This window comes from Streptomyces sp. NPDC037242 (assembly GCF_055604165.1).
The window spans coordinates 88,289-99,900 of sequence record NZ_JBVJUY010000033.1 but is presented as its reverse complement, the minus strand read 5'-3'; the positions used below and the strand labels follow the sequence as shown (position 1 = coordinate 99,900).

Here is an 11,612-nt window from a genome sequence, read left to right as displayed (position 1 = left end):
GGGGGACCCTGTGGGAGAGTAGGACGCCGCCGAACAATCATTGTGGGAAAGCCCCGCACCTTATGGTGCGGGGCTTTTCTGCGTTTACGGGCCGGTGGGCCACCCCCGCTCCATTACCAATCGGCGGGGTAGCTCTTGAGGCTGCTCGTGTCGAGCGTCCAACGGCCGGCGGTGACGGTGTCCCCGAAGGAGTACGGAACTCTCTTGCGGTAGCGGATGCCGTCGGGCCCCTCCGAGGGGTCGCTGTGGACGGTGACGGTCTTCTTGTCCTTGCGGGGGTCCACCACGACGTACAGCGGGACTCCCATCGTCGGGTAGTCGTGCAGCTTGTCGCGGATGTCGGTGAGGGAATTGGTACGGGAGACGACCTCGATCACCATCAGCACGTCACGTGAGTTGACGGCCTTGGCCGTGTCATCGGTGTCTTCCTCCGACATGACCAGGAGATCGGGAATCTTGGTCAGGCCGGTCACAGGATCGCCCATGTTCGTGTCGCTGAGAGTCACGGCGTCGAGTGTCTGGGCCTCGATCTGACGGCGCAGCCGCATCACGTTGAGCCCGTGCGGAACCGTGGGGCTCATCATCGTGAGGAAGATCTGACCGTCGGTGGTCTGAACCTTCCACTGGTCTTCGTGGTGTTCGGCCAGCTCCGCGAGCTGCTCCGCGAAGTCGTGCATGCGGCGCACCTGCTCGGGGGTGAAGTCGGCCATGTGTCCTCCTGGTGGGTGCCATGTCAGCGTATCCAGGTGGACGGCCATCTAGAGGCGGCCGGCCGCCTTCAGGGCGAGGTAGGCGTCGGCCAGGGACGGGGCCAGGGTGTCGGGGGTGGCGTCGACTACCTGGACGCCGTGGCGGGTGAGCTGGTCGGCGGTGCGGCGGCGCTGGGACTGGGACTGGGTCGCCGCGGCGGCCTCGTAGACCGCGTCCAGCGAGCCGCGGGCGGTGGCCATCTGCGCGATGTGCGGGTCGGCCACCGAGGCCAGCAGGACCGTGTGGCGCTGGGTGAGGCGGGGGAGGAGCGGCAGCAGGCCCTCTTCGATGGGGGCCGCGTCCAGGCTCGTCAGGAGGACCACCAGCGAGCGGCGCGGGGCGTTGCGCAGGATGGTGGAGACCAGGGTCTTGGAGTCGGTTTCGACGAGCTCCGGCTCCAGGGTGGCCATGGCGTTGACGAAGGCCGGCAGGGTGTCGGCGGCCGAGCGGGCCTGGATCTGGGCGCGGGGGCGGCGGTCGTGGGCCAGGAGGTCCACGCGGTCGCCGGCGCGGGTGGCCAGGGCAGTGAGCAGGAGAGCGGCGTCCATGGACGCGTCCAGGCGGGGTGCGTCGCCGACGCGGCCGGCCGAGGTGCGGCCGGTGTCGAGGCAGATCAGGATGTGCCGGTCGCGTTCCGGGCGCCAGGTACGGACGGCGACCTTGTGCTGGCGGGCGGTGGCGCGCCAGTCGATGGAACGGGTGTCGTCGCCGGGGACGTAGTCGCGCAGGCTGTCGAACTCGGTGCCTTCGCCGCGGGTCAGGACGCTGGTGCGGCCGTCCAGCTCGCGCAGCCGGGCGAGCCGCGAGGGCAGGTGCTTGCGGCTGGTGAAGGGCGGCAGGACCCGTACCGTCCAGGGGATCTTGTGGGAGCCCTGGCGGGCGAGGAGGCCCAGCGGGCCGTACGAGCGGATGGTCACGCGGTCGGCCTGCCGGTCGCCGCGGCGGGTGGGCCGCAGGCGGGTGGTGAGGCGGCGGCGCTCGCCGCCGGGGACGGTGACCCGGTGGCGGGACGCGGCGGCGTCGGTGCCCGGGAGCCAGCTGCTCGGAGGCCAGGCGTCGCGGACGCGGGCGCGGAGCGTGCGGGTGCTCGGGTTCGTGACGGTGAGGTGGACGTCCGCGCTCTCGCCGAGGCGGACCGAGGTGTCACCGGAGCGGGCCAGGACCAGGGTGCGGACGGGCGCGGCGAGGGCGTAGTCGACCGCGCAGGCCAGGGCGAGGGGGCCGTTGACCGCGAGCATCCCCGTCCAGCTCGGTTCGAGGATGCCGACGGGGATGCTGCCGAGGGCCGCGAGCAGGGCGGCGCGTCCGGTGAGGGCCATCAGCGCGGGACGGGGACGTGGGCGAGGATCGCCGAGATCACCGAGTCCGGGGTGACGCCTTCCATTTCGGCTTCCGGGCGGAGCTGGACGCGGTGGCGCAGGGTGGGCAGGGCGAGTGCCTTGACGTCGTCGGGGGTGACGTAGTCGCGGCCGGTGAGCCAGGCCCAGGCTCGGGCGGTGGCCAGCAGGGCGGTCGCGCCGCGCGGGGAGACGCCGAGGGTGAGGGACGGCGATTCGCGGGTGGCGCGGCAGATGTCGACGACGTAGCCGGTGATCTCGGGGGAGACGGAGACCTTGGCGACGGCCTCGCGGGCCGCTTCGAGTTCGGCCGGGCCGGCGACGGGGCGGACGCCGGCGGCGTGCAGGTCGCGCGGGTTGAAGCCGGCGGCGTGCCGGGTCAGTACGCCGATCTCGTCCTCGCGGGAGGGCAGCGGGACCGTCAGCTTCAGCAGGAAGCGGTCGAGTTGGGCCTCGGGGAGCGGGTACGTGCCCTCGTACTCGACGGGGTTCATGGTGGCGGCGACGAGGAAGGGCTCGGGGAGCGCCCGCGGGGTGCCGTCGACGGTGACCTGGCGCTCCTCCATGGCTTCGAGGAGGGAGGACTGGGTCTTGGGCGGCGTGCGGTTGATCTCGTCCGCGAGGAGGAGGTTGGTGAAGACCGGGCCGTTCTGGAAGGAGAACTCGGCGGTGCGGGCGTCGTAGACGAGCGAGCCGGTGACGTCGCTCGGCATCAGGTCGGGGGTGAACTGGACGCGCTTGGTGTCGAGTTCGAGGGACGCGGCGAGGGCCCGTACGAGGAGGGTCTTCGCGACGCCGGGGACGCCTTCGAGGAGGACGTGGCCGCGGCACAGGAGCGCGACGACGAGACCGGTGACGGCGGAGTCCTGGCCGACCACGGCCTTCGCGATCTCGGTTCGGAGCGCCTCCAGGGCGGAGCGGGCGCTGTCCGTGGTGGCCGTCATGAGGTGCGGACCTCTCTTTCGAGGGCGTCGAGGTGGTCGGCGAGCGCGACGAGTGCCGCGTCGTCGGCGGGGGTGGTGCCGAAGAGGAGGGCGGTGAGGTTCTCCCGGGTGCCGTCCGGGAACCGGGCGGAGACGGCGGGGACCAGGGCCGCGGGTTCGTGTGCCTGGGCGGTCGGTACGCCGACCAGTGCGGCGAGGCGTTCGCGGGTGGCGGCGCGCAGCACGGTCGCGGCGCGGTCGCGGGCGCCGGCCTTGCGGTAGAGGCGGGCGCGGCCCTCGGTGGCCTCGGAGGCGCGGATGGCGACGGGCAGCCGTTCGGTGACGAGCGGGCCGAGGCGGCGGGCACGCCAGAGGGCGGCGAGGGCGGCGGCGGTGAAGAGCTGGAGCAGGGCCCAGTTCCAGCCGTCGGGGACGAGTTCGAGGAAGGTCTTGTCCTGGCCGCCCGCGGCGTCGGGGTCGGTGTCCGCGAGGGACGGCATGTACCAGACGAGGTCGGGGCGGGAGCCGAGGAGTTGGAGGGCGAGGGAGGCGTTGCCCTCCTTGGCGAGGCTCCGGTTGAGGAGGATCGTCTTGGAGCCGAGGAGGACGGTGTCGCCGCCGGTGGTTCCCGTGGGGAGGACGAGGAGGGTGGGGTAGCCGCGGCTGGGGTAGCAGGCCGTGGCCCCGCCGGGGCCTGTGCCCGTGCCCGTGCCTGTGCCCGTGCCTGTGCTGTAGCGGTAGCCGTCGCCGGTGGTGGCGCGGCCCGCGGAGGTCGCTGCGGGCAGGGTGCAGGCGGGGTCGAGGTTGTCCTCGGGGGCGTCGCCGCGCAGTTGGGTGCCGGGGGCGAGGTCGGGGAGGCCGACGGGGCCGGGGGCGAGGAGGACGGTGCGGCCGCCGGAGAGGTCGATGGCGGAGCGGATGGCGCGGCGCTGGCTCTCGCCGAGCAGGTCGGGGTCGGTGACGAGGAGGGTCGCGTCGGGGCCCGCGGCGTCGGCGGCTTCGCGGGCGGTGGTGACGACGCGGGTGGTGACGCCGCGGGCCTTGAGCAGTTCGGCGACGGCCCGGCTGCCGTAGGGGTCGGCGGAGCGGGGGTCGAGGTAGCCGTGGTGGGCGCCGGAGTTGAGGGCGGCCATGGTGATCGCGGCGGCGAGGAGCACCGCGAGGGCGACGGCGATCCCGCGGGCGCGGCCCCAGACCCGGGCCGGTCCCCTGCGGTGCGCCGTGGAGGCCGTGGCGGCCTCGGGGGCCTCGGGGGCGAGGAGCAGCGCGACCCCGCTGGCGGCGTCGCCGCCGGGGTCACGCGGCACCGCCCCGCCGGGTGCCGACGCCGGCACCGAGTACGGAACAGCTGCCGGCGTCGTGCCGGGTGCGGGCGCGGTGGGCCCAGGAGTCGTTCCGGGCGCGGTAGGTGCGGGCGTCGTTCCGGGTGCGGTGGGACCGGGCCTCGGGTCGGGCGTGTGCGCGGGCGCGGTGGGCCCAGGCCTCGGGTCGGGCGCGCTGGACCCGGGCGCCGGGTACGGAACGGGTGCGGGCGCTGTGCCCGGAGCGGGCGCGGGTCCGGGTGTCGTGCCGGGTGCGGGCGTCGGGTCGGGCGTGGGCGCGGGTCCGGGTGTCGTGCCGGGTGCGGGCGCCGTGGGTGCGGGCGTTGTGCCGGGCGTGGGCGCGGGTCCGGGTGTCGTGCCGGGTGCGGGCGCCGTGGGTGCGGGCGTTGTGCCGGGCGTGGGCGCGGGTCCGGGTGCCGGGTCGGGGTTTGGGGTGGGGGCCGTCATGACTGGGGGCCTGTCAGGAGGGGCTTGGTGCGGTCCAGGGCCAGGTCGAGGGTGCGCAGGCGGGTGTAGGCGTCGGCGTCGCCGGGGCGGCCGCCGTAGGTGACGTCGTCGAAGGCGCGGGCCGCGGCGCGCAGTTCGGCGGCGTGGTCCGGGAGGGACGCGGACGCCTCGGCGGCGGCCTCGTCGGCGGTGCGGCCGGGGCGGGGGTCCAGGAGGGTGCGTTCCTCCAGGGCGCGGACGATCGCGCGCATCCGCTCCTGCACGGCTTCGGTCCAGCGGCCCGCGGAGGCGTGGGCCTCGGCGGCCGCGCGGTGGTCGGCGGCGCTGCGGATGCCGTCGTCGAAGAGGTCGCCGGCGCCGGCGGCGCCGCGGCGGGGGGTGCCGAGGCGCCACCACAGGGCGGTGACGGCCAGGACGATCAGGACGGCGATGGCGACCAGGCCGAGGGTGCCGCCCGGGGCGGACCCGGAGGCGCGGTCGAGGAGGTCGCCTACCCATTCCCAGAACCGGTCCATGGCGCGCTGGAGCAGGCCCGGATCGTTCTGGTGGTACACCGGCTTGGACAGCTCGTGCTCGGCCGCCTCACGGGCCGCGTCGCGTCCCGTCGTCACCGGCCCCCCCGAATGGATCATCCCCGCATCAGCCTCCGGCCGAGGCCGACGGCGGTGCGGTGGTCCCCGTGCCGTAGTTCTCGACCCCGGCGGCTCGGGCGAGCTCCAGGTCGAGGGCCTCGCGGCGGATGCGCTGGTCGACGTAGAGCAGGACGGTGACGCCGGACTGCATCGGCATGGTGATGGTCAGCGCGATGACCACGCCGATCGCCGAGAAGATCAGGTAGCCCCAGCTGTCCTGGCCGGTGCCCTCGGCGATGCTGCTCAGGCCGCCGCCGAAGAAGGCCGCGCCCATGGCGGTCAGCGGGAGGACGATGATCGAGGAGAGGAAGCCGGTGATGAGCTGGGTGAGGGCGGTGATGCCGAAGATGCGCCACCACGAGCCGCGGACCAGCTTCCAGGACCGGCTCAGGGCCTTGAACACCGGCGCCTTCTCCAGCATCAGCGCGGGCGAGGCCAGGCTGAGCGCGGTCCAGAGCCAGACGACCAGTCCGATGCCGGTGAAGATGCCGAGGAAGATCAGGCCGTAGCTGTCGACGATCATGCCGGGCACGGCCAGTCCGCCGATCAGCAGGATCGCGCCGAGCATCAGGATGAGGGTCAGTCCGACCAGCCGGAGCAGCTGGGGGCGGGCGGCGCGCCAGGCGGCGCCGATGGACGAGGTGTGTCCGAGTACCGCGCGGCTGAAGATCATCGTGAGCATGGCGGTGGCCACGATGGAGCCGACGAGCTGGATGAACAGGTCCGCGCTCGAAGCGACCAGGACGCTGCCGAGGGTGTCGAGGGCCTCGGTCAGGGTCGTCGGCTCGGCTTCGAGGTCGAGCTCGGACAGGGCGAACTTCTGTATCAGCACGCTGCACAGCTGTACGACGGTGGCCACGACCAGGGTGATCGGCAGGACCGAGCGCCAGTGCTTGCGCATGGTGGCGACCGCGCCGTCGAGGATCTCGCCCATGCCGAGGGGGCGCAGCGGGATCACGCCGGGCTTGGCCGCGGGGGGCTTGCCCCAGTGGGAGCCGGGCCCGCCCGGGTAGCCGTACTGGCCGGCGTACTGGGAGCCCTGCTGCCCGCCGTACGATCCCCAGCCCGTGCCCTGCGGCGAAGGCGCGGCCGGGTCGGGGGCGGGTGCTCCCGAGCCGGTGCCGGTGGCGCCGCTGCCGGGGCCCGTGCTGCCGGGGCTCGACCACTGCCCGGGCGGGGGCTGCTCGGCCGACCACTTCGGGTCGCCGGCGGGCTGCGCGGGCTGCGCGGGAGGCTGGGTGCCGTCTGCGCCGTCCGCCCCCCGGCCGTTGTCGGACGGGGAGGATCCGGGCGTAGCCCAGCCCGGAGAGTCGTTCATCGTCGCTCCTTCACGTGCACTGCAGGGGAGGCGGGGCGCTTGGTCCGGCTGCCATCGTGCCATGTGAGAACGTCATACGGACCAGCCGTCCCCCTATCCGTGGCCGCCCGCACCTTCAATTGTCGCGCGGATCCGGGGCAGACTGGTCGCCCTGATCACCACGCAGGTCCGAGGGGCGATTTCCAGCCCCTTTGGCTGTGGGACAGCTCACCGCCAGGTAACGATTAGCTAATGGGATGATGTCAACCATGAAGGGACGCGTCCTTGTCGTCGACGACGACACCGCGCTGGCCGAGATGCTCGGCATTGTGCTGCGGGGAGAAGGTTTTGAGCCGTCGTTCGTAGCAGACGGTGACAAGGCACTTGCTGCCTTCCGGGAGGCGAAGCCGGACCTGGTGCTGCTCGACCTCATGCTGCCCGGACGGGACGGCATAGAGGTGTGCAGGCTGATCCGGGCCGAGTCCGGCGTGCCGATCGTCATGCTCACGGCCAAGAGCGACACCGTCGACGTGGTCGTGGGCCTGGAGTCCGGGGCCGACGACTACATCGTCAAGCCGTTCAAGCCGAAGGAGCTGGTGGCCCGCATCCGGGCCCGCCTGCGCCGGTCGGAGGAGCCCGCGCCCGAGCAGCTGGCCATCGGTGACCTGGTCATCGACGTGGCCGGGCACTCGGTCAAGCGGGACGGTGCCTCCATCGCCCTGACCCCGCTGGAGTTCGACCTGCTGGTCGCCCTCGCGCGCAAGCCCTGGCAGGTGTTCACCCGCGAGGTGCTGCTGGAGCAGGTCTGGGGCTACCGGCACGCGGCGGACACCCGCCTGGTCAACGTGCACGTACAGCGCCTGCGCTCCAAGGTCGAGAAGGATCCGGAGCGCCCCGAGATCGTCGTGACGGTGCGCGGTGTCGGCTACAAGGCCGGACCGAGCTGACGTGCAGCCCGGCAAGCCCCGGAGCGGTTCCCGCAGGGGAGCCCTGCGGGGCGGCCGGGCGCTTCGTCACGTCGCGGACGGAGCACCGGGCGGCCCCGTGCTGCGGCTGTTCGTACGCCTCGTACGACGGCCGTTGCTTCCGGCTGTCCGGATATGGCGGCGCAACATCCAGCTCCGGGTGGTCGCCGCCACCCTGCTGATGTCACTGGCCGTGGTGCTCGCGCTCGGCTTCGTCGTCATCGCCCAGGTCAGCAAGGGCCTCCTCGACGCCAAGGAGGAGGCCGCGCAGAGCCAGGCCGCGGGAGGGTTCGCGGTCGCACAGGAGAAGGCCAACGCCCCCGCCACGGTGGACGGGCCCGACGCCACGGACAACAAGGCCGGGCGGGACGCCAGTACCTGGATGAACTCGCTGGTCAAGCAGCTGGCCAGTGGCGGGCAGACCGCCTTCGAGGTCGCCGCGCTCGGGGCCGGCACCGGCACCGGCGAAGAACAGCCACCCGGCCGCGCGATCGGTGTCCGCGGCGCCCGCGCCTCCGGCGACGTCGACCCGACCGCCAGTGTCCCGCTCTCGCTGCGCAAGGCCGTCAACCGCGCCACCGGCGCCTACAAGGGCTTCTCCCAGATCCGGTACACCGCCGGCGCCGGCGAGAAGAGCCCGGAGCCCGCGCTGGTCGTCGGCAAGCGGCTGACCGACATCAACGGCGAGCCCTACGACCTGTACTACCTCTTTCCGCTGACGCAGGAGGAGGAGTCCCTCAACCTGGTCAAGAGCACCATCGCCACCGCCGGCCTGTTCGTCGTGGCGCTGCTCAGCGCCATCGCCTGGCTCGTCGTACGCCAGATCGTCACCCCGGTGCGGATGGCCGCCGGGATCGCCGAGAGGCTCTCGGCCGGCCGGCTCCAGGAGCGGATGAAGGTCACCGGCGAGGACGACATCGCCCGTCTGGGCGAGGCCTTCAACAAGATGGCCCAAAACCTCCAGACGAAGATCCAGCAGCTGGAGGACCTGTCGCGGATGCAGCGCAGGTTCGTCTCGGACGTCTCCCACGAGCTGCGCACCCCGCTCACGACGGTACGCATGGCCGCCGACGTCATCCACGACGCCCGGGTCGACTTCGACCCGATCACCGCGCGCTCGGCCGAGCTCCTCGCCGGGCAGCTCGACCGCTTCGAGTCGCTGCTCGCCGACCTGCTGGAGATCAGCCGGTTCGACGCGGGTGCCGCCGCGCTGGAGGCGGAGCCGATCGACCTGCGGGACGTCGTACGCCGCGTCATCGACGGGGCCGAACCGCTCGCCGAGCACAAGGGCACCCGGATCCGGATCCTCGGCGACTCCCAGCCGGTGATAGCGGAGGCCGACGCGCGGCGCGTGGAGCGGGTGCTGCGCAACCTCGTCGTCAACGCCGTCGAGCACGGCGAGGGCCGTGACGTGGTGGTGCGGCTCGCGTCCGCGGGCGGGGCCGTCGCCGTGGCCGTACGGGACTACGGGGTCGGGCTCAAGCCGGGCGAGGCCACCCGGGTCTTCAACCGCTTCTGGCGGGCCGACCCGGCCCGGGCGCGCACGACGGGCGGTACGGGCCTGGGCCTGTCCATCGCCGTCGAGGACGCCCGGCTGCACGGCGGCTGGCTGCAGGCGTGGGGCGAGCCCGGGGGCGGTTCGCAGTTCCGGCTGACGCTGCCGCGCACCGCGGACGAGCCGCTGCGGGGGTCGCCGATCCCGCTGGAGCCCGAGGACTCGCGGGCCAACCGGGCCAGGGCCGCCGCGGACGCCGCCGGGAGCGGGGCGCCCGCCAAGGCGGCGGAGCCGCCCGTGGACCGCTCGCCGATACCGCCGCGGTCGCCCGTGGCGGGGGCGGTGCCGGTGCCCGCGGACCCGACGGCGTTGCCGGGCAGCGGGGCCAGGGTCGTGACGCGGCCGGCCGAGCAGGCGGGCCAGGCCGACCAGGCGGGCCAGGCCGAGCAGGCCGGAGCGGCCGCGCAGGAGGACGGAGCAGGTGGAGCGGGTGGAGCGGGTGGAACCGGTGGAGCGGATGGACGCTGAGACCGGGGCCGCGCGCGGTCGCGGCGTACGGAGCCTGCGGACCTCGCGGACCTCAGGGGCTTCGCGGGCCCGGGCCTCGCGGGCCCTGCGCGCGTACGCCCTCGGCGCGGCCGGGCTGCTGCTGGCCGGCTGCGCCTCCATGCCCGACCACGGCGAGATCCGGCCGGTGCAGGCCTCGCAGGGCGTCGACTCGCAGGTCCGCGTCTTCGGTGTGCCGCCGGCCGACAAGGCCAGCCCGCAGGAGATCGTCGACGGCTTCCTGGAGGCCATGACCAGCGACGACCCGCAGCAGCGGACGGCCCGCAAGTACCTCACCGAGGAGGCCGCGAAGGAGTGGAAGCCGGGTGCGGCCGTCACCGTGCTCTCGGCCGGCCTCGACCGGTTCTCCGTACAGGGCGAGAAGGACCCCTCGCGGCCGCGCTTCAAGGTGGCCGGCAAGCGCCTCGCCACGGTGGACGAGCGCAGTGCGTACCAGCCGGAGACCGGCGGGCGGCGCTACGAGGAGTTCCTCCAGCTCACGGAGGAGAACAAGCAGTGGCGGATCTCGACCCCGCCCAGCAGCCTGGTGCTGAGCCAGTCCGACTTCGAGCGCATGTACATGCCGGTCAACAAGTACTACTTCGCGGGCAACACGCTGGTCGCCGATCCCGTGTACGTGCGCCAGCGCAGTGACCCCGACTCGCGGATGGACCCGACCACGCAGACGGTGCAGTCGCTGCTGGCCGGCCCGTCCAAGTGGCTGGGGCCGGTGGCCTCTTCCGCCTTCCCCACCGGGACGGAACTGCGCGAGGGCACCAAGTCCCTCTCGTACGACGGGCAGAACACGCTGCGCGTGCCGCTCAACGACAAGGCCGACAACGTCGCGCAGCCGCAGTGCCAGAAGATGGCGACCCAACTCCTCTACACGGTCAAGGACCTGACGGGAGGCCAGCGGGTCGACCGGGTCGAGCTGATGCGCTCGGACAAGTCCTCGCTGTGCTGGGTGACCGAGGCGGGCGCGGCCGTGAACGCCAACCGGCCCCTGCCCCCCGAGCACCAGTACTACGTGGACGGCGAGAACCACCTCCAGCGGCTGAACCTGGACCCCAACAAGGAGGACCAGCAGGACCGGCCCGAGCCGGCCCCCGGGCCGCTGGCGGCCAACCCGTCCTTCAAGGTGGGCACGGCCGCGGTCGCGTACGGCGAGAAGCGCGCGGCGGTGGTGTCGGAGGACGGGCACGGCCTGTACGTCGTGAACCTGACGACCACGGGGGCGATGCCGCAGCCGCTGCTGAGCAGCAAGGGCGCCAAGCCGAACGGGCTGACCGCGCCCACCTGGGACGCGTCCGGTGACCTGTGGGTCGCCGACCAGGACCCGCAGAACCTGGCGCTGTGGCGGGTTCCGGGCGGCACCGGGACCCCCGAGAAGGTCGAGGTCGCCGGGCTCGACGGCGGGCGGATCACCGCGCTGAAGGCCTCGCCCGACGGGGTGCGCCTCGCGATGCTGGTGCAGCGCGCGGGCGGCAAGAACCTGTTCATCGGGCGGGTGGAGCGGCCCGAGGGCAAGGCGGACGCGCCGGGGGTGTCGGTGCGCGAGCTGCGCCCGGCGGCCCCCCAGATGGCGGACGTGGACGCGATGAGCTGGGCGCCGCGGGGCCGGCTGCTGGTGGTGGGCCGGGAGAGCGGCGGGCTGGTGCAGGCCCGGTACATGCTGGCGGACGGTTCGATGGTCGCGGCGGGGCTGCCCGGGGCGACCGGTTTGAAGGCGATCGCGGCGACCGAGGACGAGAAGAAGCCGGTCGTCGGGTCCTCGGACGACGACGGGATCGTGTGGCTGCCGCCGGGTGCCCAGTGGCGCACGGTCGCGGCGGGCGGCAGGGCGCCGGTCTACCCGGGCTGACCTGCGACTTTGGCGGGCCGCCGGGCTGCTCGCGGCG

General features: G+C 73.5%; 9 protein-coding genes. 3 read left to right on the top strand and 6 right to left on the bottom strand.

Features of this window, described 5'->3' with window-relative positions; all coding sequences use genetic code 11:
- Window positions 1-113 precede the first annotated feature (113 nt).
- The 6 genes from ACZ7GJ_RS30900 to ACZ7GJ_RS30875 all read right to left on the bottom strand — a co-directional run bounded on the left by ACZ7GJ_RS30900 (window position 114) and on the right by ACZ7GJ_RS30875 (window position 6,729).
- Window positions 114-710, bottom strand: coding sequence for a Uma2 family endonuclease (locus ACZ7GJ_RS30900; protein WP_470756191.1), 597 nt, complete (start codon window positions 708-710; stop codon window positions 114-116).
- 48 nt (window positions 711-758) lie between these two features.
- The gene (locus ACZ7GJ_RS30895; protein ID WP_470756190.1) at window positions 759-2,069 is read right to left on the bottom strand and encodes a DUF58 domain-containing protein; all 1,311 of its coding nucleotides are present in this window, start codon (window positions 2,067-2,069) and stop codon (window positions 759-761) included.
- Entirely contained in the window at window positions 2,069-3,031 is a 963-nt protein-coding gene (locus tag ACZ7GJ_RS30890) for an AAA family ATPase (RefSeq protein ID WP_365926983.1), read from the bottom strand. Before ACZ7GJ_RS30890 ends, ACZ7GJ_RS30895 begins: the two co-directional genes overlap by 1 nt.
- On the bottom strand, window positions 3,028-4,317 hold the full coding sequence (locus tag ACZ7GJ_RS30885) for a DUF4350 domain-containing protein (RefSeq protein WP_470756189.1): 1,290 nt from the start codon (window positions 4,315-4,317) through the stop codon (window positions 3,028-3,030). The genes ACZ7GJ_RS30890 and ACZ7GJ_RS30885 overlap by 4 nt, the downstream gene beginning before the upstream one ends.
- A gap of 458 nt (window positions 4,318-4,775) precedes the next feature.
- Complete coding sequence (locus ACZ7GJ_RS30880; protein ID WP_470756188.1) at window positions 4,776-5,411, bottom strand: DUF4129 domain-containing protein; 636 nt, start codon at window positions 5,409-5,411, stop codon at window positions 4,776-4,778.
- A 7-nt stretch (window positions 5,412-5,418) separates the two neighbouring features.
- On the bottom strand, window positions 5,419-6,729 hold the full coding sequence (locus ACZ7GJ_RS30875; protein ID WP_470756187.1) for a hypothetical protein: 1,311 nt from the start codon (window positions 6,727-6,729) through the stop codon (window positions 5,419-5,421).
- Between the two features lie 236 nt (window positions 6,730-6,965).
- Between ACZ7GJ_RS30875 and mtrA the strand changes: the two genes are divergently transcribed.
- Genes mtrA through ACZ7GJ_RS30860 form a run of 3 tightly spaced genes read left to right on the top strand, consistent with a single transcriptional unit; the run spans window position 6,966 to window position 11,575 of the window.
- On the top strand, window positions 6,966-7,655 hold the full coding sequence (mtrA, locus tag ACZ7GJ_RS30870) for a two-component system response regulator MtrA (protein WP_189747360.1): 690 nt from the start codon (window positions 6,966-6,968) through the stop codon (window positions 7,653-7,655).
- A gap of 1 nt (window position 7,656) precedes the next feature.
- Complete coding sequence (mtrB, locus tag ACZ7GJ_RS30865) at window positions 7,657-9,696, top strand: MtrAB system histidine kinase MtrB (RefSeq protein ID WP_470756186.1); 2,040 nt, start codon at window positions 7,657-7,659, stop codon at window positions 9,694-9,696.
- The gene (locus tag ACZ7GJ_RS30860) at window positions 9,686-11,575 is read left to right on the top strand and encodes an LpqB family beta-propeller domain-containing protein (protein WP_470756185.1); all 1,890 of its coding nucleotides are present in this window, start codon (window positions 9,686-9,688) and stop codon (window positions 11,573-11,575) included. The genes mtrB and ACZ7GJ_RS30860 overlap by 11 nt, the downstream gene beginning before the upstream one ends.
- Window positions 11,576-11,612: the final 37 nt, after the last annotated feature.

Coding starts and splice junctions, on each gene's coding strand:
- ACZ7GJ_RS30900 (WP_470756191.1), bottom strand. CDS start 710: ATGGCCGACTTCACCCCCGAGCAGGTGCGCCGCATGCACGACTTCGCG.
- ACZ7GJ_RS30895 (WP_470756190.1), bottom strand. CDS start 2,069: ATGGCCCTCACCGGACGCGCCGCCCTGCTCGCGGCCCTCGGCAGCATC.
- ACZ7GJ_RS30890 (WP_365926983.1), bottom strand. CDS start 3,031: ATGACGGCCACCACGGACAGCGCCCGCTCCGCCCTGGAGGCGCTCCGA.
- ACZ7GJ_RS30880 (WP_470756188.1), bottom strand. CDS start 5,411: ATGATCCATTCGGGGGGGCCGGTGACGACGGGACGCGACGCGGCCCGT.
- ACZ7GJ_RS30875 (WP_470756187.1), bottom strand. CDS start 6,729: ATGAACGACTCTCCGGGCTGGGCTACGCCCGGATCCTCCCCGTCCGAC.
- mtrA (WP_189747360.1), top strand. CDS start 6,966: ATGATGTCAACCATGAAGGGACGCGTCCTTGTCGTCGACGACGACACC.
- ACZ7GJ_RS30860 (WP_470756185.1), top strand. CDS start 9,686: ATGGACGCTGAGACCGGGGCCGCGCGCGGTCGCGGCGTACGGAGCCTG.